This is a genomic window from Erythrobacter oryzae (assembly GCF_030271515.1).
Lineage (GTDB): Bacteria > Pseudomonadota > Alphaproteobacteria > Sphingomonadales > Sphingomonadaceae > Erythrobacter > Erythrobacter oryzae.
Genome location: NZ_JASCXI010000004.1, coordinates 420,218 through 443,252 on the forward strand (window position 1 = coordinate 420,218; position 23,035 = coordinate 443,252).

General features: G+C 68.5%; 15 protein-coding genes and 1 tRNA gene. 6 read left to right on the forward strand and 10 right to left on the reverse strand.

Features of this window, described 5'->3' with window-relative positions:
• Nucleotides 1–8: 8 nt before the first annotated feature.
• Nucleotides 9–3,395 carry a TonB-dependent receptor gene (locus tag PFX90_RS14625; protein WP_285713310.1) on the reverse strand — a complete coding sequence of 1,129 codons (3,387 nt, stop codon included), beginning with the start codon at nt 3,393–3,395 and terminating at the stop codon, nt 9–11.
• A 167-nt stretch (nt 3,396–3,562) separates the two neighbouring features.
• On the opposite strand from PFX90_RS14625, the gene PFX90_RS14630 reads away from it, so the two are divergent.
• The 3 genes from PFX90_RS14630 to PFX90_RS14640 are packed head-to-tail and all read left to right on the forward strand — an operon-like array spanning nt 3,563 to nt 7,667.
• Nucleotides 3,563–5,122: a tryptophan halogenase family protein gene (locus tag PFX90_RS14630; RefSeq protein ID WP_285713311.1), complete on the forward strand. Its 1,560-nt coding sequence runs from the start codon at nt 3,563–3,565 to the stop codon at nt 5,120–5,122.
• A complete protein-coding gene (locus PFX90_RS14635; RefSeq protein ID WP_285713312.1) occupies nt 5,119–6,654 on the forward strand; it encodes a tryptophan halogenase family protein in 1,536 nt (511 codons plus the stop codon). The genes PFX90_RS14630 and PFX90_RS14635 overlap by 4 nt, the downstream gene beginning before the upstream one ends.
• A complete protein-coding gene (locus PFX90_RS14640; protein ID WP_285713313.1) occupies nt 6,651–7,667 on the forward strand; it encodes a cupin-like domain-containing protein in 1,017 nt (338 codons plus the stop codon). The genes PFX90_RS14635 and PFX90_RS14640 overlap by 4 nt, the downstream gene beginning before the upstream one ends.
• Here PFX90_RS14640 and PFX90_RS14645 read toward each other — a convergent pair.
• The 3 genes from PFX90_RS14645 to PFX90_RS14655 are packed head-to-tail and all read right to left on the reverse strand — an operon-like array spanning nt 7,645 to nt 12,039.
• Nucleotides 7,645–9,120, reverse strand: coding sequence for a tryptophan 7-halogenase (locus tag PFX90_RS14645; protein ID WP_285713314.1), 1,476 nt, complete (start codon nt 9,118–9,120; stop codon nt 7,645–7,647). The two genes, PFX90_RS14640 and PFX90_RS14645, sit on opposite strands and share 23 nt — an antisense overlap.
• The gene (locus tag PFX90_RS14650; protein ID WP_336426497.1) at nt 9,117–10,640 is read right to left on the reverse strand and encodes a tryptophan halogenase family protein; all 1,524 of its coding nucleotides are present in this window, start codon (nt 10,638–10,640) and stop codon (nt 9,117–9,119) included. The genes PFX90_RS14645 and PFX90_RS14650 overlap by 4 nt, the downstream gene beginning before the upstream one ends.
• 25 nt (nt 10,641–10,665) lie before the next feature.
• On the reverse strand, nt 10,666–12,039 hold the full coding sequence (locus PFX90_RS14655; protein ID WP_285713316.1) for a sugar porter family MFS transporter: 1,374 nt from the start codon (nt 12,037–12,039) through the stop codon (nt 10,666–10,668).
• 151 nt (nt 12,040–12,190) lie between these two features.
• Here PFX90_RS14655 and PFX90_RS14660 point away from each other — a divergent pair, with 151 nt between their 5' ends.
• Both PFX90_RS14660 and PFX90_RS14665 read left to right on the forward strand, forming a co-directional pair.
• On the forward strand, nt 12,191–13,756 hold the full coding sequence (locus PFX90_RS14660) for an aldehyde dehydrogenase (NADP(+)) (RefSeq protein WP_285713603.1): 1,566 nt from the start codon (nt 12,191–12,193) through the stop codon (nt 13,754–13,756).
• Between the two features lie 21 nt (nt 13,757–13,777).
• On the forward strand, nt 13,778–14,974 hold the full coding sequence (locus PFX90_RS14665; RefSeq protein ID WP_285713317.1) for a Gfo/Idh/MocA family protein: 1,197 nt from the start codon (nt 13,778–13,780) through the stop codon (nt 14,972–14,974).
• Here PFX90_RS14665 and PFX90_RS14670 read toward each other — a convergent pair.
• On the reverse strand, nt 14,971–15,759 hold the full coding sequence (locus PFX90_RS14670; protein WP_285713318.1) for a bestrophin-like domain: 789 nt from the start codon (nt 15,757–15,759) through the stop codon (nt 14,971–14,973). The two genes, PFX90_RS14665 and PFX90_RS14670, sit on opposite strands and share 4 nt — an antisense overlap.
• Before the next feature lie 19 nt (nt 15,760–15,778).
• Nucleotides 15,779–15,855: transfer RNA gene (locus PFX90_RS14675), tRNA-Arg, on the reverse strand.
• A 61-nt stretch (nt 15,856–15,916) separates the two neighbouring features.
• Between PFX90_RS14675 and PFX90_RS14680 the strand changes: the two genes are divergently transcribed.
• Nucleotides 15,917–16,807, forward strand: coding sequence for a queuosine precursor transporter (locus PFX90_RS14680; protein WP_285713319.1), 891 nt, complete (start codon nt 15,917–15,919; stop codon nt 16,805–16,807).
• A gap of 138 nt (nt 16,808–16,945) precedes the next feature.
• Here the strand turns inward: PFX90_RS14680 and PFX90_RS14685 are convergent, their stop codons facing one another.
• From PFX90_RS14685 to PFX90_RS14700, 4 genes are all read right to left on the reverse strand, one after another.
• Complete coding sequence (locus PFX90_RS14685; protein WP_285713321.1) at nt 16,946–18,487, reverse strand: Ppx/GppA family phosphatase; 1,542 nt, start codon at nt 18,485–18,487, stop codon at nt 16,946–16,948.
• A complete protein-coding gene (locus PFX90_RS14690; RefSeq protein WP_285713604.1) occupies nt 18,484–20,628 on the reverse strand; it encodes an RNA degradosome polyphosphate kinase in 2,145 nt (714 codons plus the stop codon). Before PFX90_RS14690 ends, PFX90_RS14685 begins: the two co-directional genes overlap by 4 nt.
• A gap of 233 nt (nt 20,629–20,861) precedes the next feature.
• On the reverse strand, nt 20,862–21,869 hold the full coding sequence (gene virB11, locus PFX90_RS14695) for a P-type DNA transfer ATPase VirB11 (protein WP_285713322.1): 1,008 nt from the start codon (nt 21,867–21,869) through the stop codon (nt 20,862–20,864).
• Between the two features lie 5 nt (nt 21,870–21,874).
• Nucleotides 21,875–23,023: a TrbI/VirB10 family protein gene (locus PFX90_RS14700; RefSeq protein ID WP_285713323.1), complete on the reverse strand. Its 1,149-nt coding sequence runs from the start codon at nt 23,021–23,023 to the stop codon at nt 21,875–21,877.
• Between the last annotated feature and the right edge of the window lie 12 nt (nt 23,024–23,035).

A 23,035-nucleotide genomic window follows, 5' to 3' on the forward strand; every position in this document is an offset into this window, starting at 1 on the left:
GCGGCGCCTTAGAAGTTGCCGCGCACGATGAAGGAGAAGCGTCGGTCGTTCATGAAGAACGAGCGCGGGGCGAGCACCGAGGGATCGCCGGTATAGGCCTGCGTCGTCCTGGTGACTTCGTCGAGCAGGTTGACCCCCTGCACGCCGACCCGGATGCTCTTGCCGATGTTGAAGAAGATCGACGCATCGAGCTGCCCGGTCGACTCGTTGAAGATCGAGTAGAACGGGAAGATCACGTCCGCCGGGGTCAGCAGGAAGCGCGAGCGCCAGTTATAGGCGGCACGCAGGCTGATCGGGCCCTTCTCGTAGAAGACGGTCGCGTTGATGTTGTGCTTCGAGAGCTGCTCGAGCGGCAGGTTGCCCGGCGGGATGGTCGACGGATTGACCGGCTCGCCCGTGTTGAGGAAAGTGTTGGGCAGGCCCTCGCTCTCGATATAGGTGTAGTTGGCCGCGATCCCGAGGCCGTCCAACGGCTTGGGCAGGAAATCGTAGGTCTGCTGATAGGCCACCTCGAAACCCTTGATCTTGCCGTTCTCGTCGAAGTTGGCCGGACCGCGCACCAGCACGTCGCGGGTGATCCCGTTGCTGGTGATCTGGCGACTGCTGATCTCCTGATAGAAGAAGTCCTTGATGTCCTTGTAGAAGCCGTTGAGCGTCAGCGAGCCGACGGTGTCGAAATACCATTCGAGGCTGACGTCGAACTGCCAGGCGGTGGCCGGACGGATGAAGGGGTTGCCCGCTTCGGCCGTAAGTTCGCCGCTACCTCCCAGACCGACATTGAGGAAGTTGCGGACATAGGAGTTGTCCGGACGGGTCAGCACCTTCGATCCGGCAAAGCGCAGGATCACGTCCTCGGACAGGCCGAACTTCAGGTTGAGGCTCGGCAGCCAGAAATCGTAGCTGACATTGGCGACATCACGGAAGGATACGCCGTCGCCGGCGAACTGCTGGAGCTGGGCATAGCCCGCCGCGCCGAGGTTGCAGACCCCGCCCGGCGTCTGCGGCAGCGTACCCGGAGGTGCGCCCGGCGGAACAACCGCGGCGCAGCGCACCGCAAAGGGTTCCTGGATGTTGAGCGCCTGCTGGCTCGGAACCCCGATCGACCCTCTCGAGATAATGCTGGTATCGACATAGCGCAGGCCGACATTGCCCGACAAACGCACGCCTCCGAACAGATCGTCGGTGCCGAATTCGAGTTGGAGATAGGCGGCCGAGTCACGCTGGGTGATGGGCTGGCGGTCATTGTCGATGAAGCCTTCGGCATCGGCGGCCTGCGGCGTCCCGGCATTGCGCGCGGCGAGCGGAACCCACGTCGGCGAGCCGCCCAGCGCGCGGGCCTGACCCTGCACCGACCGGATAAAGTCGACCGTCCCCTGATAGTCGCCCGTCAGGTCGCCCGCGTAGTAGAACGCGCCCGGAGGTCCGGGGACCTTGCCACGGAAGAAGTTCGGGAAGTCGTAGCGCACGGAGCTGTCGGCGGGCGTGTCGGCGAAATTGACCGGGCGGTCGCCCGACCAGGTCTCGCTCAGCATCCCCCAGTTGTAGGTGGTGTAGCGCACCGCCTGCTCGCGGTCCTGATAGCGAGCGCCCCACTTCACCTTGCGCAGGAAAGCGTCGTCATCGAATTCGTAGGCCATGTCGGCCTGGAAGGCATACTGGGTGCCGCGCGAATCCTCGATGTGGTCCATCGCCGCGCGCCAGAACTGGAAGCGCGGATCGGTGAAGTACTGCGCCTCGGTCGCGCCCGCCAGATCGGCGCCGGGGGTCGACCAAGTGTAGCCGAGGAACTGCGGCTTGCGCGGGATGACCACCGGCAGGTTGCCGGAGATATCGAGTTCCTGATCGGCAAAGGACGATCCGAACAGGCTGAAGTCGAGGTTTTCCTTGTGCGACCTGGCGTATTGCGCGTCGAGCTCGACAGTGAAACGGTCGGTCAGCTCGGTGCGCAGGTTGATCGAGTAGTCCTCGTTCTTGATCCGGTCGTCGACCTGCCGGCGCGCGAGCGATTGCTGCAGGCCGCCGATCGGCACGAAGGGCGAGGTGCCCGGGTTGCCGCGCCAGCCGTTCGAGGCGTTGACGATGTAGCCCGACTGGAACAGGCCGCTTTCGTTGTAGATGTAGTCGGTGAAGCCGCCCACCGGGCACTGCGCGCGCGCGGTCGGATCGCCGAGGCTGCCATCGGGGTTGATGCGGTTGGGGCCGGCATCGTTCTGCTGGCAGCCGAGCGGGTAGGTCGAATATTCGGCAAGGTCGGGCGCGGTCTCGAAGGTGTATTCGCCCCACTTGTTGCTCGAGGCCGAGCGGATGAACTCGGCGGTGATCAGGGTCTTGCCGTCGATCGATTCGAACTGCGCCGACGCCGCGATCCCGAAGCGCTCGCGGTCGAATTCCTGGGTGCGGAACTGGCCGCCCACCGGGGCCACGCGGCTGGCGGCGTAGTCGGCAAAGCCATCCGCCCCGGCGGCACCGAAGTTGCCGCACTGCGCCCCGCCACCCGGCAGCGTGAAGGTATCGGTCGCGCCCGGCAGCGGGTTGCGGCACACCAGCACGCCATCGGTGTTGGAGGCATTGACCAGCCGACCGTCACGGGTCTGGTAGTTGGCGACCTGAAGCCCGTCCGCGCGGCTCTTGATGCGCGAATAGGAGGCGCTGGCGAGCAGGCCGAAGCGCCCCTTGTCGGTGTCCCAGGTGTTGCTGAGCAGGCCCGAGACCGTCGGCGTCCATTCCTTGCGGAAGTCGCCATAATTGGCCTCGGCGGTGAAGGCCGCCCTGAAGCCCTTGTTGTCGAACGGCTTGCGGGTGATGAGGTTGACGGTGCCCGCAAGGCCACCCTCGATCGTTTCGGCCGTGGCGTTCTTGCTGACGATCACCGAGCCGAGCAATTCGGCCGGCACGTCGGCGAAGTTCAGCGCCTGCCCGCCCACGCCCGCGGCGAAGGCCGAGCGGCCGTTGAATTCCGAACGCACGAAGTTGAGGCCGCGCACCACGACGCCCGAACCTTCGACCGAGAAATGGTCGGGATCGTTCGAGCCGGCGAAGCGGTTGATCGAGATACCGGGCACACGCTGGAGCGCTTCGGTGACCGAGCGGTCGGGCAGCGCGCCGATGTCCTGCGCGGTGATCGCGTCGACGATGGTATCGGAATCGCGCTTGATGCTCTGGGCATTGGCGAGCGAAGCGCGGATGCCGCTGACGATGATCTCTGAGACGGGCTCATCGGCAGCGACGGCGTCCTGGGTTTCGGGTTCGGCCTCGGCCTGGTCCTGCGCGAAAGCAGCGGTGGCGCTGATCGCGCTGCCGACCACGAGAGCCGAAGCCCCGGCGCGCAGCAGGCTCTTGTACCACGGCTGGCGGCCACCGACCCCCACGCCATGCGGCTGCATCGAAGTGCGCATTAGATCCCTCCCCATGTTAGCGCTATCATTTATTCGCAGATAGCTTGCCCTCTTGTGGGACCTTGGATTATCGAGGCCGAGGCTGCTTGACAATAGGTCTTCGCATTTTTGCAGGGGAAGTGTGGCAATTTGCCAACAACGCCCCGCTGCGGTAGGATCGGGACGGGATGAGAGAGAGCAATGGTATCGGTAACGCGGGCCGCCTCGCGCGGGTCGTGATCGTGGGCGGCGGCACCGCCGGATGGATGGCGGCCGCGGCACTCTCGCGCTTTTTCAACGATGGTCGCAGAACGGTCACACTGATCGAATCCGACGCCATCGGCACGGTCGGCGTGGGCGAGGCGACGATCCCGCCGATCCGATCCTTCAACGCGATGCTCGACATTCCGGAGGACGAATTCCTGCGCGAGACGCGCGGCACGGCGAAGCTCGGGATCGAGTTCGTCAATTGGGGGCGGCAGGGCGATCGCTATTTCCACCCCTTCGGCACCTATGGCCAGGACCTCCACGGTATCGCCTTCCACCAGCTGTGGCTGCGCGAGCACGCCCGCTCGGGCGTCGGCGGGGCTGGCGATATCGGCGACTATTCGATGTGCACCGCGGCCGCGCGGATGGGGCGATTCGCGCGGCCCGCAGCCGGTGCGCAGTCGGTGGTGCGCGAGATCGCCTATGCCTATCACTTCGACGCCGGGCTCTACGCCGCCTATCTGCGCCGCCTCTCCGAACGGCAAGGCGTGACGCGGATCGAGGGGCAGATCACCAAGGTCACGCGCGACGGTGAAACTGGCGATGTCGCCAGCGTCACACTGGAGAACGGCACCACCATTGCGGGCGACCTGTTCATCGACTGCTCGGGCTTCCGCGGGCTGCTGATCGAGGAGGCGCTCGGCACCGGCTACGAGGACTGGAGCCACTGGCTCCCGATGGACCGCGCGCTGGCCGTGCCGAGCCGCTCGCCCGGCCCGCCCGATCCCTTCACCCGCGCCACTGCCCACAGCGCCGGCTGGCAATGGCGCATCCCGCTCCAGCACCGGACCGGCAACGGCCATGTCTACTCAAGCGCCTTCATGGGCGAGGACGAGGCACGCGCGATCCTGCTCGCCAACCTCGAGACCGAACCGCTCGCCGAACCGCGCGGCCTGAAATTCCTCACCGGCATGCGGCGCAAGGCGTGGAACCACAATGTCATCGCGCTGGGGCTCTCGTCGGGCTTTATCGAGCCATTGGAATCGACCTCGATCCACCTCATCCAGAACGGCCTCCAGCGCCTCTTCGCGCTGTTCCCCGACCTGCCGATCAGCCCGCTCGAACGCGACGAATACAACCGCGGGATGCACGACCTTTACGAGGACGTGCGCGATTTCATCATCCTCCACTACAAGGCGACGCAGCGCGAGGACTCCGAGTTCTGGCGCTACGTGAAGCAAATGAGCATCCCCGACAGCCTCGCACGCAAGATCGACCTGTGGCGTCGCCGCGGCCGGGTGTTCCGCGAGAATGCCGAGCTCTTCGCGCAGCCGAGCTGGGTGGCGGTGATGCTGGGGCAGAACATCTGGCCCGAACTCCACGACCCGATCGCCGACACGCTCGACGAGGCCAAGGTCGCCGCCGCGATGGCGCAGATGCGCGCCGCCTATGCCGATGTCGCTGCGCGCCTGCCCGCTCACGGAGATTTCCTGCGGCAATCGGGCAGCTGGCACGTGGCCCCCGAGGCCGCGGTCGCATGAGCGCCCCGCCGGTCAGCAAGATCGTCATCGTCGGCGGGGGCACCGCGGGGTGGATGACGGCGGCCGCGATCGTCCGGGTGCTCGGGGCAATGCCGGGGCTCTCGGTCACGCTGGTCGAAAGCGAGGCGATCGGCACGGTGGGCGTCGGCGAAGCGACGATCCCGCAGATCATCGGCTTCAACCGCCTGCTCGGCCTCGACGAGATGACCTTCATGCGCGAGACCCGCGCGACATACAAACTCGGCATCGAATTCGTCGACTGGCTGCGGCCGGGGCACAGCTACGTGCACCCCTTCGGCAGCTTCGGGCTCGACATGCTGGGGATCGAGTTCCAGCACTTCTTCCTGCGCGGCGCCCAACAGGGCGAGGCGGCGCGGATCGACGACTATTCCATCGCGGCTGTGGCGGCCAAGGCGGGGCGGTTCGGCTGGCCGCGCCCCGACAATCCGCGCTCGCCGATGTCGAAGCTGTCCTACGCCTTCCAGTTCGACGCGGGCCGCTATGCGAAGTTCCTGCGCGGCTATGCCGAAGCCGCCGGAGCGGTGCGGATCGAGGGCCGGATCACCGAGGTGCGGCAGGACGGCGAGAGCGGCTTCGTCACGGGCGTCGTTCTCGAAGACGGGCGCGAGGTGGCGGGCGAATTGTTCATCGACTGCTCGGGCTTCCGCTCGCTCCTGCTCGGGCAGACGCTGGGCGTGCCCTTCACCGACTGGAGCAAGTGGCTCCCCTGCGACAGCGCGGTCGCGATCCCCTGCGAGCTGGGCGGGGCGAACGAGCCGCTGACCCGCTCGACCGCGCGCCCCGCCGGGTGGCAATGGCGCATCCCGCTCCAGCACCGCATCGGCAATGGCCATGTGTTCTCCTCGGCGCATTTGGACCGGCAGGCGGCGACCGATCTGCTGCTGGCGAACCTTGACGGCAAGCCGCTGGCCCAGCCCAACCAGCTCGCCTTCCGGGCCGGGCACCGGGCGCGGGCCTGGGACAAGAACGTGGTGGCGCTGGGGCTCGCCGGAGGCTTTCTCGAACCGCTCGAATCGACCTCGATCCATTTGGTGCAATCGGGCATCGCGCGGCTGATGGCGCTGTTTCCCGACACGAGCTTCTCGGCCGTCGAGCGCGACCGCTTCAATCTCGAGACGGAGCGCGAATATCGCAACATCCGCGATTTTCTGGTGCTCCACTACCGCCAGTCCGAGCGCGACGACAGCGAGTTCTGGCGCTATTGCCGCAATCTCCCACCGCCTGACAGCCTGAAGGAAAAGCTCGAATTGTTCACATCCTCAGGCCGGATCATCCGCGAGAACAACGAGCTTTTCACCGAGGACAGCTGGCTGTCGGTGATGCTCAGCCAAGGCGTGACGCCGCAGAGCTACCATCCGGCGGCGTGGATGCTGGATGCGGCCGAAACCCGCCAGCGGCTCACCCATATCCGTGGTGCGATCGCGCAGACCGTCGCGCAGCTGCCGAGCCAGGCCGAGTTCCTGCGCGCGAACGGCGGCGCGATTGCTGCCGAGGATTACCTCACCGCATGAGCGCCCTGCCCCCGCCCACCCCGCTCACCGAAGTCACCGGCCCCGTCGACGACGCGGGCTTCGCCGCGATCCGCGCTGCGGGCAAGCCCGTGGTGCTGCGCGGACAGGTGGCGGACTGGCCCGCGGTCGCCGCAGCGCGCAAAGGCGATGAAGACATCGTGCGCTATCTGTGCCGCGAGCCGACCCCGCGGCCCGTCTCGGCGATTGCCGCCGCGCCGTCGGTAAAGGGGCGGTTCTTCTACACCCCCGACGTCATGCGCCTCAACTTCGTGCGCGGGCAAGGCCGGCTCGAGAACTTCCTCGCCGATCTGCTGCGCGCTGCGGCCATGCCCGAGCCACCGGCGATGGCCGTGCAATCGGAGGAGATCGCGCCGCTGCTCCCCGCCTTCGCGCGCGAGAACCGGCTGGCGCTGCTGCCCGACGTCATCGCGCGGATCTGGATCGGCAACCGCATCCGCGTCGGCACGCATTACGACGCCAAGGAGAATGTCGCCTGCTGCGTTGCCGGGCAGCGGCGGTTCACGACCTATCCGCCCGGCCAGATCGCGGGTCTCTATCCCGGCCCCTTCGAGCTGACCCCGGCGGGCGTGCCGGTCAGCATGGTCGATCCGACCGCGCCCGATCTCGATAAATTCCCCCTGTTTGCCGAGGCCGCGCGCCATGCCGAGACCGCGACGCTCGAGCCGGGAGATGCGATCTACATTCCCTATGGCTGGTGGCACGGGGTGGATTCGCTCGCGCCGGTGAGCATCCTCGTCAACTACTGGTGGAACCCCGGCCAGCCCGATGGCGTGGTGAGCCCCTACGAGGCGCTGATCCACGCCATCGCCGCCTACCGCCACCTGCCCGACGATCAGCGCGCGGTGTGGAAGCACAACCTCGATTACTACGCCTTCGGGGACCGCGAGGGCTCCTCGGCTCACCTGCCGCCCCCGGCGAGAGGCGTGCTGGGGCCGCCCTCGCGCTCGCTGTTTGCGCAGATGAAGGCGGTTATCCGGCGGGCGCTCGACTAGCCTGAAGGGTGCGTGCGAGCCACTGGTCGTAGGGCGGCGCGAAGGCGAGCGCGGCCTCGGCTTCGGCTTGAAAGGCGGCGCGGGCGTGCGCCTCGCCTGCGGCATCGGCGGCCAGCGCTGCGGGTGGCAGCCCAGGCGTCCATCCCAGCGCGACCATCAGCGCGAACTGCTCTTGGCCGAGCAGCGGTAGCTCCTCGCGGAACGGTATGCGGCCGCGCCGCTCGAACTGGTCGATGACGGCGGCGAGACGCCCCGGGAGCGGGCGCGCGCCGAACACCGCCTGCGCGTGGGGCGTGGCGAAATGGAGCGCCAGCACCTCGTGCACCCCCTCCATCATCAGCACCGAACGGCGGTTGTACTCCTCGCGCTCCAGCGGGGTGATCGCGCGGCCCGGGAGCATCTCGATCAGCAGCGCGAGCTGGCGGTGGGCAAGGTCGAGCTGGAGCGGCCCCAAGGGCTCGAACCGCGCCGCCGCATCGCCCAGCGCCACGACATTGCCCAGCCACGGCGCTGCGGCCCGCCCCGGGGTGAGCGCAACGGCTCCCAGCGCCCGCGCACCGAGCAGCGCTTCGGCCTCGGCGCGGGCAATCGGTCCGGGGGTGCCGAGCATGGCGCGGCGTCCGTCGATCCCGGCGACCTCGCTCACCCACCCGCCGCCGGTGAGCGTCAGCCGGTCCTCGAGCGCGATCAGCGGCGCTGTGGGCTCGCCGATATAGACATGGCGCGTCGGCAGCGTGGCCGACCAGTCGGTGAAGGCGAAGCCCGGATGGCTGGCAAGCAGCGCCGCCTGCGGCCCGGTGCAATCGATGAAGAAATCGGCCTCGATCTCGCCCTGCCCGGCAATGCCGATGGCGCGGATGGTGTCGCCCTCGCCCGGCTCGATCCGGTCGATCACGCCCGCAACATAGCCGATGCCCAGCGCTTCGGCCGCCTGGATCAGCAGATCGCGATAGGCAGCCGGGTTCCAGCGCAGGGCGTAGTCGACCGAGGAAATCGGCGTCGGCTCGCCCGGCGGAGGGGGGGCAAAGCGGCCCGCGGCGGCGAGCACTTCGGCAAGGCTCCCGGCGGGCGGGCCTCCGGCACCCGGCAGCCGCACCTTGCCCCAGTCGCGCGCGAAGGCGGTCTTCAGGGCCGGGTCGAGCACCTCGCCATAGGCGACCACTCCGCCCGCGCCGCCCGCATCCCACCCGGAAAGCCGCGTAACCAGCCGGTAGGAGCCGCCCGCACGGGTGACGATCGCGGCCTCCTCGATCCCCAGCCGGTCGTGCAGCTTGTTGGTGAAGGGCATGGCGGTGGGCGATGCATCGGCAAAGGAGGCGGGGCCGGGATCGCCGCCGACGACCACCACCTCGCAGGCGGGCAGCGCGCGGCGCAGGGCGATGGCGGCGAGGATGCCGAGCTGGCCGCCTCCAGCCACCAGCACCCGGCGCATGGGCTCGCGCGCCGCGCTCACGCCGCCTCGGCGAGCCGCGCGGCCTCGCGCATCAGGTAGTCGCGGTGGCCGGGCATGGCCGCGACCTCGCCCGTCACCGCCATCCGCAGCCGCTCGGTGGCGCGAGCGAGGGCGTCGGGCGCGATCATGCCTGCGCGCGGGTCATGGGCCTCGGGCAGCATCCCCTGCCCGACATAGACCGCAATCCAGCTGGCATCGTAGAACAGGCCGTCGGAATATTTCTCGATCCGCCCCGCACGCCGCCACAGCTCGAGCTTGCCCGCGAGACTGTCGGGCACCTGCATGGTGCGCACATGGTTCCAGAACTCGGAATCGTCGCGCGTGGTGGCGTGGTAGTGGAGGATCAGGAAGTCCCGCACCCGGTCATATTCCATGTCGACCAGCCGGTTGAACTCCTCGCGGTCGCGCGGGTCGATCGCGCCGCCCACGGGAAACAGCTCGATCAGATAGGTGATCGCCATTTGCGCGAGATAGATCGAAGTGCTCTCAAGCGGTTCGAGGAACCCGCTCGCCAGCCCGACGCCGATGACATTGTGGCTCCATGACTTGGAACGCCTGCCGGGGCGGAATTTCAGGATGCGCGGATCGGCCAGCGGCGTGCCCTCGGCAGCGGCGATGATCGCCTCGCAGGCCTGCTCCTCGGTGATATGCGCCGAGGAGAAGACGTAGCCGTTGCCCATGCGGTGCTGGAGCGGGATCTGCCAGCGCCACCCTGCGGGCATGGCGGTGGCGGTGGTGTAGGGGCGTAAGTCTGGCGTCGCATGGGTGCAGGGCATCGCCGCCGCGCGGTCGCAGGGGAGCCAGTGGGTCCAGTCCTCACAACGCTCGCCCAGTTCCTGCCCCAGAAGGATCGAGCGGAAGCCCGAGCAGTCGACGAAGAGGTCTCCCATGATCCGGCGGCCATCCGCCAGCACCAGCGCGACCACATCGCCGCTCTGGGCATCACGCTCGACGCTGACGACGCGGCCCTCGTGCCGCTCCACCCCGATCCCGCGCGCGAAATCGCGCATGAAGGGGCCGAACAGCGTCGCGTCGAACTGGTAGGCATATCCATAGGTCGAAGCGAGGCTGTCATCCTGTGCGGGCGGGCGGAAGCGGTTGGCCTTGGCGGCTGCGACGGCAAGCGAATAGTCCCCGATCTCGCGCGCCATGCCGTGGCGGGCCAGTTCGAGCCACCAGTGGTGGAAGCCCACCCCCGCGACTTCCTCGCCGAAGCTTCCGAAGGGGTGGATATAGCTCTCCCCAATCCGCCCGAAGTCGCGAAAATCGATCCCCAGCTTGTAGGTCGCGTGGGTCGCCTTCATGAACGCCGCCTCGTCGATCCCGAGCTTCTCGACGAAGCCGCGGATGTGGGGCAGCGTTGCCTCCCCCACCCCGACGATGCCGATCTCCTCGCTCTCGACCAGCTGCACGCTGGCGATCCCGGGGAGCAGCTTGGCGATTCCCGCCGCGGTCATCCACCCGGCGGTGCCGCCGCCGAGGACGACCACGCGGACAGGCTTGGTTGGGTCTTCCATCATGGCCTCCACGCTATCACCGCAAGGGTCAGCCGACCATCTCCTCAAGCTCCTTGCCCTTGGTCTCGGTGATGAACTTCGACACGAGGAAGAAGCTGATCGCGGCGCTCACCGTGTAGAACAGGTAAGTCGGCGCAAGGCCGAGGCCGCTCGCCATGCGGGGGAAGGTCTGCACCACGGCATAATTCGCGCCCCACTGCGCCAGACCCGCCACCGCGAGGGCCGACCCGCGCATCTGGTTGGGGAACATCTCGCCCAGCATCACCCACATCACGGGGCCCCAGCTGAAGTTGAAGAAGATGACGTAGAGGTTGGCCGCGACCAGCGCGATCCAGCCCGCGCTCTCGCTCAGCGAAAGATTCCCTGCCGCATCGGTGCCCGCGCCCGCAAAGGCCCAGGTCATCGCACCCAAGGTCGCCGCCATGCCGGCCGAGCCGATCAGCAGCAGCGGCTTTCGCCCGATGCGGTCGATCAGCACCAGCGCGGCAAACACCGCCGCGATCGAGGCGAGGCCGGAGATGATGTTGCGCTCGAGCGCGACTTCCTCCGAGACGCCCGCCAGCCGCCACAGCGTTTCGCCGTAGTAGAAGATCACGTTGATGCCGACGAATTGCTGGAAGGTCGCGAGAAGGATGCCGGCCCAGACGATCGGGCGGAAGATCGTGCCCTTTGCCAGCACATCGGACAGGCGCGGACGGTGGTCGCCCGCGAAGGACTCGCGAATTTCGCCGACCTTGCGCTCTGCCTCTTCAGGCCCGAACAGGCTGGTCAGCACCTTGCGCGCCTCATCCTCGCGGCCGCGGTTGACGAGGTAGCGGGGGCTCTCCGGGATGAACAGCAGCGCCACCAGGAACACCGCGGCGGGAGCGGCCTGCGCGAGATACATCCAGCGCCAGGCGGGCATTCCCGCCACCTCGCCGAGCGAATCGCCCGCCGCCTGCGCGAGGAAATAGTTGACGAGGAAGGCCGCGGTCAGACCGGTGATGATCATCACCTGCTGCACCGTGGTCAGCCGCCCGCGGATCTTCGCCGGGGCGACTTCGGAGATGTAGAGCGGCGAGAGCACCGAGGCAGCGCCCACCGCCATGCCGCCGGCAAAGCGCGCGATCACGAACAGGGTGTGGCTGTCGGTCTCGCCCTGCACGATCGCACCGATGAGGAACAGCAGCGCAGCGATCACCATCACCCGCTTGCGGCCCAGCGCGTCGGCAAGGCGGCCCGCGAGGAACGCGCCCGCCGCGCAGCCGATCAGCAGCGAGCCGACCGTGAAGCCCAGCCCGTCCTCGTCGAGCCCGAAGGCCTCCTTGAGGCCCGCCTGCGTCCCGTTCACCGCTCCGCTGTCATAGCCGAACAACAACCCGCCGATGGTCGCCACCGCGACGATCGCGGAAATCAGCGCCATGTTGGCGCCGCCCCGTGTAGTTTCCAAGATCCCTCTCCCCGGCTGCGTTGTTGCAACCCGCACCATTTATGGTAGCGCTACCTTTGACCGAAAAACGCGCTATGGCAAGCGGCGTTTTCACACAAGATTCGCAAGGACGCGGGAGAGAATGATGACACTGACCGGCAGGAACCTCATTGCGGGCGCATGGCGCGAGGGCGAGAGCCACTTCACCGCGCACGATGCCGCCAGCGGCGCGCAGCTCGCGCCGGTCTTTGCCGAAGGCTCGGCAAATGACGTTGCCGCTGCCTGCGCTGCGGCTGCGGCTGCGCAAGGCGCTTACGCCGCTCTCCCCCTTGCCGAACGCGCCGCTTTCCTGCGGCTGATGGCGGCGAAGATCGACGCGCTGGGGGACACGCTCACGCAGCGCGCCATGCTCGAAAGCGGCCTGCCCGAAGCGCGCCTCAATGGCGAGCGCGGGCGCACGGTGGGCCAGCTGCGCCTCTTCGCCGAGGAGGTCGAGAACGGCGGCTGGCAGGGTCTCAGGATCGATCACGCGCAGCCGGGCCGCGCGCCGCTGCCCAAGCCCGACCTGCGGTTGCGCAACGTCCCCCTCGGCCCCGTGGCGGTGTTCGGCGCATCGAACTTCCCGCTCGCCTTCTCGGTCGCAGGCGGGGACACAGCCTCGGCGCTGGCGGCGGGGTGCTGCGTGGTGGTGAAAGGTCATCCTGCCCACCCCGGCACCTCCGAACTGGTCGCAGGCGCGATCCTCGAGGCGATCCGCGAGGCGGGGTTGCCGGAGGGCGTGTTCAGCCTCGTGAACGGCACCGCCAACGCGCTCGGCGAGGCGTTGGTCAAGGACCCGCGCATCACGGCGGTCGGCTTCACCGGCTCGCGCGCCGGGGGCCTCGCGCTGATGGGCCACGCCGCCGCCCGCCCCGTGCCGATCCCGGTCTATGCCGAGATGAGCAGCGTCAATCCGGTGGTGCTGATGCCCGCCCGGCTCGAGGAAGCCGCCGAGGCGCTGGCGAGCGCCTATGTCGGATCGCTGTCGCTGGGCGCGGGGCAATTCTGCACCAATCCCGGCATCCTGCTGGCCGTCGAAAGCGCTGCGACCCGGCGCTTCATCGCCGCTGTCGGCGAGGCGCTGCCCGCCGTGCCCGCCCAGACCATGCTCACCGCGGGCATCCAGAGTGCCTACACCAAGGGCATCGAAGCGATCGCAGCCCACGGCGCGACGCTGGTCGGCGCGGGGGCGGAGGGCTCTTCGACATGCGGGCGGGCGCAGGTCTTCACCGTCAGCGGCGCCGATTTCCGCGCCAATCCGGCGCTGGGCCACGAGGTGTTCGGCCCCTCCTCGATCATCGTTACCTGCGCCGATCTCGCCGAGGTCGCCGCAATCCTCGAAGGGATGGAAGGCCAGCTCACCGCCACGCTGCACATGGCCCCGGCCGATTACGATGCGGCGCGCGGCCTCCTCCCGATCCTCGAGAACCGTGCCGGACGGATCATCGCCAATGCCTGGCCGACGGGCGTGGAAGTGACCCACGCGATGGTCCACGGCGGCCCCTTCCCCGCCACCTCCGACGGTCGCAGCACCTCGGTCGGCACGCTCGCGATCGCGCGCTTCCTGCGGCCCGTCAGCTATCAGGACCTGCCCGCCGCATTGCTCCCCAAGGCGCTGCTCGACGGACCGAGCCCGGTGCTAAGGCGGGTCGACGGGCAGTATGAGGCGTAAGCGAAGATGGGAGGGCGAGGCATGACGCGCAGGCAGGCGATCGAAGCGGGCAGCGCGGCGGCAGCGGCGATGGTGGCGAGCGGCGCGCTGGCACAGGGCCCCGCGCCGGTCGAGAAGGGCCAGCCCATGCCCGAAGGCGTGACGCTGCCTTCCGCTCCCCCGCCCTCGCCGCGCCCGGGCAGCGTCGGTTTTGCGATCATCGGGCTGGGCGATTATGCGCTCAAGCAGATCATGCCGCGATTTGCCCAGTCGCAGCGCTGCCACATCGCCGCGCTGGTCTCGGGCAATCCGCAGAAGCTGGCGCAGGTGGGCGAGGCCTACGGGGTGCCTGTGAGCGCGCGCTACTCCTACGAAAACTTCGCCGAGATCGCCGCAAACGAGGGCGTCGAGGCCGTCTACATCATCCTGCCGACCGGCCTGCACGCCGAATGGGCCGAGCGCGCCTTTGCCGCGGGCAAGCACGTCATGTGCGAGAAGCCGATGGCGCTCTCGGCCGCGGAATGCTCGGCGATGATAGCCGCCAGCGAGCGCGCGAACCGCAAGCTGATGATCGGCTACCGCTGCCATTTCGAGCCCTACAACCGCACGGCCATGGAACTCGCCGCAAGCGGCAAGCTCGGCGACTTGCGGCTGATCCGCACCGAGCACTCCTACCGCCTCGGCCCCGACACCCCCGCAACCAACTGGCGCATCGCCCGCGCCCAGACCGGCGGCGGCCCGCTCGAGGATTACGGCATCTACGGCCTTCAGGCCGCGCTCTACCTCTCGGGCGAGATGCCGGAACGGCTCAGCGCTTCGGCCTTCCGGCCCGAGGGCGATCCGCGCTTTGCCGAGGTTTTTGCGCACGTGGCGGTGCAGATGCATTTCCCGAGCGGCGCGGTGGCGCAGGTCGTCACCTCCTACGATTCGGCCGGGATCAACATGGTCGAGGCGCGCGGCACCGAAGGCGCGCTCAGGATGCACCCGGCGACCGGCTATCTCGGCAACACGCTGGTGCTGGAGACCGGCCGCGAGCGGCGCACGCTGGAGCCGGGCGATAGCGAGGTGCAATTCGGCGCGATGCTCGATCACCTCGCCGCCGCGATCCGCGAGGGCACGCCGATCATCACCCCAGGCGAAATGGGCCTGCGCGATCTGCGGCTGATGGAAGCGATCTATGCCTCGGCAGCCAGTGGCCGGAGCGTGGCGCTGAACCCCGACGGGACGATGCGGGGCTAGCCGGCGGAAAGCCCCGCGACCACCTCCTCGAACGGGGCCTGATCGACCGTGATCGCGCCCGCGCGCGGCCGATCGAGATCGAGAATCACCCCGAAGGCGAGCGCGATCAGCAGGTAGAGCGTGGTCGCGGCCGCCCTCCGGGGAGCACGTGCGCCGGCCTGCGAATAGCCGAGCATCGCCGCCGAGATTGTCGCATAGACCCCCAGCAGCCAGAGCACCCGCGCGGGCAGGTGCGCCTGAGCGAGCGCCTGCCGCCGCACCGCGCTGTCCTCGACGGTGTCATAGGCGCCCGCCAGCGCCACGGTGAGCGGCCCGGAGGGCAGCTCGCGCAGCGCGGCCCGGATCTTGTCTGCCAGCGGCGCGCGCAGGGCCGCGGCCTTGCGCTCGGCCGCCAGCCGCTCGGCCCCGTCGGCCATCTCCGCCGCGGCGAGGCGCGCTGTGGCATAGGTGGCAAGGTCGGCCTTCAAGGGCCCCGCGCGCTCGGGCGGCAGGCCCTCGGCCAGCATCGCCAGATAGCCGACCGCGCTCGTCTCCTGAAGCATCAGGTCGCGGCGATCCTCGAGCCGGGCGAGCGCCATCGAGAAGGAGAACCCCATCAGCAGCGCCAGCAGGCCGAGCACGCCCGAGAGAATGAAGCTCTCGTCATTGCCGGCCTCGTCCCCGGCCGTGCCGGACACGCGCCGCAGCCGGGTGTGGATCCTGAAGCCTGCCTCGTGCGCAGCGATCATCGCTGCCAGCAGCATGGGCACAATCACCACCAGCGACCATGACCACACACCGTCCATCCTGTCCCCCAATGGATCGTGGCGCGCCCGGCAGGACTCGAACCTGCTGCCTCAAGATTAGAAGTCTCGCGCTCTATCCAGATGAGCTACGGGCGCGCGCCGGGTGGGGCATTAGCGCGCTTTTCGCCCCGAGGGAATCGCGCTAACCGTCCGGGCGATGGAAAACACCGCTTCAGCCGACCAAGCCCCCGATCCTGCTGCCGCATTCGACCGCGATCCGACCGACGGGATCGTCGCAAGGGCCCGCGCGCCGGTGACCTTCCGCTATTACGATCTGGTGATGGCGGGGTTCGTCACCATCCTGCTCCTGTCGAACATCATCGGCGCGGCGAAGCTCACCTATGTCGATGTGCCCTTCTGGCCCGAGGGCCTGTGGCCCGCTCCGCAAGGCACCTTCATCTACGGCGCGGGCATCCTGTTCTTCCCGCTGGGTTACGTCATCGGCGATGTGCTGACCGAGATCTACGGTTTTGCGAAAGCGCGCCGGGTGATCTGGGTAGGCACCGCGGCGATGATCTTCCTCGCCTTCATGTCCTACGTCGTAACCGCCCTTCCCCCGTTCGGCGGGTGGGAATGCGCGGCGAGCGGCTTCGGAGGCGAGCGTCCGCCCACCACCTCGACCAATCCCGCGATCAGCGGCGGGGCGATCTGCCAGATGACCTACGAAAGCGTGTTCGGCAGCACCTGGCGCATCGTCGTCGCCTCGATCACCGCCTTCTGGGCGGGCGAATTCGTCAATTCCTTCGTGCTCGCCAAGATGAAGGTCTGGACCAAGGGCCGCGCCCTGTGGAGCCGCACGATCGGCTCGACCTTCTTCGGCCAGGCGGTTGACAGCCTGATCTTCTACCCCGTCGCCTTCCTCGGCATCTGGACGACCGAGGCGGTGGTCACGGTGATGATCACCAACTGGGCGCTGAAGGTGGTGTGGGAAGCGGTGCTGACGCCGGTGACCTATGTGGTGGTGAACCGGCTGAAGAAGGCGGAAGGCATCGATCTCTACGACATCGACACCGACTTCTCGCCCTTCGGGAGCGAGAAGCGGGATTGACCTAGTTTCGGCCACCTTCGGTGGCGCAGACCGCCCGCCCCGCCTCCCCACCCGGCCACCATACCGTAATGGTATTCTTGGTGGCCGGGTGGGGAGGCGGGGCGGGCGGTCTGCATCGCGCGTGAGCGCGACAAAGGCTCACATCACGATCTCGTCGACGATATCGACCCGCCAGCCGAGGCCCAGACGGCCCGCCAGCAGCTTCATGTCCTTCTCGGTCGGCTGGCCGAACAGCGCGGCGTGGCTGGCGGCGAGTTCGAGCACCAGCATCCCCTCCGCCACCCTGAGCCGGCTGACCTCGAGCGAGCGGGCGCTCTGCGCACCCAGCCTGCGTGCCAGCCGCAGCGCGAGGCCCCAGCGCACCGCTTCCTCGAGCGCCTCCTCGCTCGCGAGCGCGCGCACTTCGGCGGGAATCGCGAGCTGGTTGCCATTGGCCGAGACCGCCGCGGCGAGCATCGCGCGGCCCTTGCCGTCGATCCCGATCCAGCGCTTGTGCAGCGCCCAGTTGATCGCCTGCGGCAGGCGGATGTTGGGCTCGATCTGCATCGAGGCCAGCGCGAGCATCGTCGCGGCGAGGCGCAACCGCTCCGAGCCGTGACCCCGCGCAGGGGCGGCGTCCAATGTCCAGGCCGCCATCCGCGTCGCCAGCGTAGGCTGGGTGCCGCGCTGGGTGGCGAACACCGCTACCCCGGCGAGCAGCGGGTCCTGTGTGCGGGTGTGCTCGGGCAGGCGGTCGTAGAGCAGCCCCTCGCGCAGGCCCCATGAGGAGAACACCACGCGCTCCGGCGCCAACCGGGCGAGCAGCGCCGACAGCAGCACCGCGGCGTCGGGCAGCTTCTCGGCGCGCATCGTCGAGATGCGATCTCGGGTCTTGAGCGCGTCGCTCTCGCTCGCCGACAGCGCTTGCGCCAGTTCCTGCGCCGCCACGGCATCGAGCTCGAAGCCGTGCGGATCGCTCAGCGGCCAGCCGCGCGCGGCCATCGCATAGACCGCCATCGCCCGCCACGTGCCGCCCACCAGATAGAGCGCGCCGTTCTGTGCCGGAGGATTGGCCGCGAGGTCCCACCCGCCCTTGCGGATCGCCTTGTCGAGCGACTTCCTCATATCGGCGCTGGCCGTCTTGGGGTTCTTGCCGCGGTGTTCGGGCAGGCGCAGCGTGCCCAACGGCAGTGAGCTTGCCCCCTCGCAGGCCCCGCCCGCGACGCGAACCAGTTCGAGGCTCCCGCCGCCGAGGTCGGCGACGATCCCGTGCGCATCGGGGAAGGCCCCGATCACGCCGTGGGCGCTGAGGAGCGCTTCCTCCTCGCCCGAGATCACGCGCGGCTTGAGGCCGATCGCGCGCAGCTGCTCCACGAATTCGGGGCCATTGGCCGCATCGCGCACCGCCGCGGTGGCGACGGTCTCGATGTCCTTGATGCCCATGTCGGCGAGCAGCAGGGCGAAGCGCCGCAGCCCCCTCAGCGCCAGCGCCATCGCCTCCTCGGCCAGCCTGCCGGTCGCGGCAATCTCGCGCCCGAGCTTGGCGGTGACCTTCTCGTTGAGGATCACCGTCGGCGCGCGCATCGTGCCGCCGTAGACGACAAGGCGCACCGTGTTCGATCCGATGTCGATAATCGCGCGCTCGCTCCCCGCGCCGCCGATCGCGCTGTTGCGGTCCGCCCGCCGCTTGCCCCAGATCATGCCACCGCGCCCCTTCGCAGCGAGAGCTTCGGCACTGCGCCCGCCTCCAGCGCCCCGCCGCGGCCCGAGAGCGAGGGGTTGGTCATGAAATAGCGGTGGCAGTTGAAGGGCTTGACGCCCTCTTCGGCCTTGACGCGGGTGTAGCTGCCGTCGGGATGCAGCCACCAGCTCTGCTCGCTGTCGAGCATGTTGGCGAGCAGCACCTGCTGCAATACCTGATCGTGCACCGTGCGGTTGAGCACCGGGATCAGCGTCTCGACCCGGCGGTCGAGATTGCGGCTCATCATGTCGGCCGAGGCGATGTAGACCGCGGCATGGGCGCTCGGCATCGGGTGGCCATTGGCGAAGGCATAGATGCGGCTGTGTTCGAGGAAGCGGCCGATCACCGATTTGACGCGGATGTTCTCGGACAGGCCGGCGATGCCGGGCCTGAGGCAGCAGATCCCGCGCACCACCAGTTCGACCTGCACCCCGGCACCCGAGGCGGCATAGAGGCGGTCGATCATGCCCTCGTCGGTGAGCTGGTTGCACTTCATCCAGATCGCGGCGGGCCTGCCCTTCTGGGCATTGTCGATCTCGGCGTCGATGCGGTCGTAGATCTCCTGGCGCAGGTCTATCGGGGCGATGTGCAGCCGCTCGAGGGCGTGGGGCTCGACATAGCCGGTGACGAAGTTGAACATCTTGGCCGCGTCGCGCCCGAGCTTGGGATCGGCGGTGAAGAAGCTGAGGTCGGTGTAGATCTTGGCGGTGACGGGGTGGTAGTTGCCGGTGCCGAAGTGGCAATAGGTGCGAAAACCGTCACCCTCGCGGCGCACCACCATCGCCACCTTGGCGTGGGTCTTCCAGTCGGTGAAGCCGTAGATCACCTGCACCCCTGCACGTTCGAGCTTGCTCGCCCATTGCAGGTTCTGCTCTTCGTCGAAGCGGGCCTTCAATTCCACCACCGCGGTGACCGACTTGCCCGCTTCCGCCGCCTCGATCAGCGCGCCGATCACCGCCGATTGCGAACCGGCGCGGTAGAGCGTCTGCTTGATCGCCACCACATCGGGATCGGCGGCCGCCTGACGCAGGAAATCGACCACCACCTCGAAACTTTCGTAGGGGTGGTGGATGACGATGTCCTTCTCGCGGATCGCCGAGAAGACGTCCCCGTCATGCTCGCGGATGCGCTCCGGCAGGCGCGGGGAATAGGCATCGAACTTCAAGTCGGGCCGGTCCTCGCGGACGATTTCGGCGAGGCCGTCGATACCGATCATGCCGTCGGTCTTGATCAGCGCGGCCTCGTTGATGCCGAGCTGGTCGAGCAGCAGGGCTTCGGCGGCGGGGTCGAAGTCCTCCTCGATCTCGAGCTGGATCACCTGCCCCCGGCGGCGGCGCTGGAGCGCGCTGCGGAAGGTGCGCACCAGATCCTCGGCCTCTTCGGCGATCTCGATGTCGCTGTCGCGCAGCACGCGGAACAAGCCGTCACCCTCGATTGTGAAGCCGGGGAACAGCGCCTCGGCATATCGCTGGATCAGCCGCGCGATCGAGATGTAGAGCGCCCCGCCCGCCCCGGTGACCGCGTCGGGCACGCGCACGAAGCGCGGCAGGGCGCTGGGGATCAGCACCATCTCGATCAGCTGCTCGCCTGTCGCCTCACGCTTCAGGGTGAAGAGCAGGCCAAGGCCTTCGTTCTGGACGAAGGGGAAAGGGTGCGCGGGATCGAGCGCCTGGGGGGTGATGATCGGCAGGATATTGTCGAGGAAGTAGCCCTTGAGCCACTTGTGCACCTCGGGGCTGACCCGCTCCTCGTCGGCGACGTGGATGTCGGCTTGGGCGAGCCCGGTGCGAAGCTGGCGCCAGACCGCTTGCTGGCGCTGCGAGAGGATCGCGAGGTTCTCGCGGATCGCGGTGAGCTGCTGCGCGGGCGAGCGCCCGTCGATCGAGGGCACCTCGAACCCGCGCTGCACCTGGCCCACCAGCCCGGCGACGCGGATCATCATGAATTCGTCGAGATTGCTGCCCGAGATCGAGAGGAAGCGCAGGCGCTCGAGCAGCGGATAGGCCTCGTTGCAGGCCTCGGCGAGGACGCGCTGGTTGAACTGGAGCCACGAAAGCTCGCGGTTGAAATAGGGGGATTCGTCCGGCCCCAGAACCGCCATCTGGGTGGTGCCCGCCGCGCCTGCTGGCGCGGGGTCTGTGCCGATCGGTGACGTACTCATCGCTTCCCTGTCCCGCCTGCCGCCGCGCTGCTGCGGGGCAGGTCTTGTCTTGCGCGCCATGATGCGCCGGGCGCGCATGTGTTCGCAAGCGGCTTACGTGTAAATGCGAAGGAGGTCTCTGTCACATGAATGTCAACATGTCGGGTGGTAGGGGGGCGCGGTCCCCCACCCGTTCACACCAGCGATCTGCTATCCGCAATCGCCGTGATCCCGCGCTTGCCATTGGCGTCGCGGCCCAGTTGCACGATCACGTCGATGACGCTCGCGGCATAGGCGATGGTGTCCGAGCGGGTGAGGCCGATGCCGGTCTGCATCACCATCAGCGACAGCTGTTCGAGCGCGCCGCGCAGGGAGTTGGCGTGGATCGTCGAGAAGCTGCCCGGGTGCCCGGTGTTGATTGCGCGCAGGAAGCTCACGCTCTCCGCGCCGCGCAATTCGCCCAGCACGATGCGGTCAGGACGCAGGCGCAGCGCTGCCTGGAGCAGCTCGTTGGCTGTGACTTTCGCTTCGCCAAGCTCGCCCTTGACCGCGACGAGGCCGACCGCGTTCTCGCCCGGGAAGCGCAGTTCGGGGGTGTCCTCCACCAGCACCACGCGCTCTTCCGCAGGAATCTCGCCGAGCATAGCGTTGAGGAAGGTGGTCTTGCCGGTGCTGGTGCCGCCAGAGATCAGGATCGTGCGCCGCGCGCGGATCGCGGCGCGCAGGTAGGCGATCGGCTGGGCCTGCGGATCGGGCAGGTCGAACTGCATTTCGCCCACCAGCAGGCCGGTGTCATAGGCGTCCAAGGGCAGGTCGAGCCGGCGGTGGCGGCGGATCGCCATCACCCAGTGCTTGCGGCTCGCTGGCGGCCCGCAGAATTGCACGCGCGCGCCATCGGGGAGCGTCGCGCCGAGCAAGGGGTGCTCGCGGTTGATCCCCTGGTGGCTGACCCGCGCGACCTGTTCGGCGAGGCGCTGCACCAGCCGGTCGTCGATCTCGGGCGTTGCGATGCGCTGCATCCCCGGACTGGCGGCATCCTCGATCCACACCTCGCCCGGGCGGTTGACCATGATCTCGGTCACGGTGTCGCGTTCGAGCCAGCGGCGGAAGGGCGCGAGATAGGCGTCGAGATAGACCGAGCGCTCGGCCGGCAGCGGCGTCGCCCCCTCGCCCTCGCCAATCCGGTGCACGTCCGCGCTCACCTGTTTCAGCCGCCGACCGCGGTGAAATCGAGATCGCGCGCGGTGTAGACGCGGATCGGCTCGCCCGCGCGCACCTTGATGGTGGGGCTGATCTGGCCCTGCGACTGCACCGCCGAATTGGCCGCGTTCTGCGCGCTGCTGCCGAGCAAGGCGCCGCCGATCCCGCCGGTCGCCACCGCGCCGAGGCCGCCGACCACCGAGAGCAGCAGGCCCGATCCGAAGCGCTTGAAGAAGTGGCTGTTGACGTCGCCCTCGATCCCCGTCGCCCCGTCGAAGCCGACCGCGGGCGAGGCGAGGTTGACCGAGACGCCATCGGGCCGGATCAGCCGCGTCCAGATCACATAGGCGCGGCGCTGGCCCTGCTCCACCCCGGCGCGGTATTGGCCGATCAGGCGGGTGGAACGCGGGACGAGCACGCGCTTGCCATCAAAGCTGCGCACGTCCTGATTGACCACGGCGCGGACATAGCCGGGGACATCGGTGTTGATCGCGGTCTCGAGGATCGCGGGGATCAGCGTGCCCTCGGTCACTGTGGTCGAGGGGTTGCTCATCGCGCGTGCCTGCGCGGGCGCGCCGCCGACCCCGCCGATGCTGCTGGCGAAAGCAGAGGCAGGGCCGGTGCCGCCCGCAGCGCCCTGCGGCGCGCCCGGCGGGGGCGCAGAGGGCGCTTCGGCCACGCGCAGGCCGCGCGCCGAGCTGCCGTCGAACACCGTGATCGGGCTGTTGTAGGGATTGGCGGCCGGAATGCTCGCTGCGCCGGGGTTGCCGGAATAGATCGGCATAGGCGCCGGATCGGGCTGGAGCGCGACGGGCGGGACGGGTTGCACCTGCGCGGGATCGACCGGCGGCACGGGCTGCACCACGACCGGAGCGGCCTGCGGCTGGGTGACGGCGGGATTGCCGATGCCCTGCGGCTCGGCCGTGCGCGCGGCATTCATCGCCCAGAAGGTCACTGCACCGAGCAGGCCGACCACGGCGACGCCAGCGGCGAGGCCCACGCCGTCACCCTTGGCCTTGCGGTCGGTGACCGCAGGGAAGGCCGCGCGGCTCGCAAGGTCGATAATCTCGGCGCTCTCGCGGGTGCGCGGATCGATCGCGCCCTCACCCGCTTCTCCGGAGCCCTTCTTGGGCGGCAAACGCATGGCCAGACGCATCAGATGCTCTCC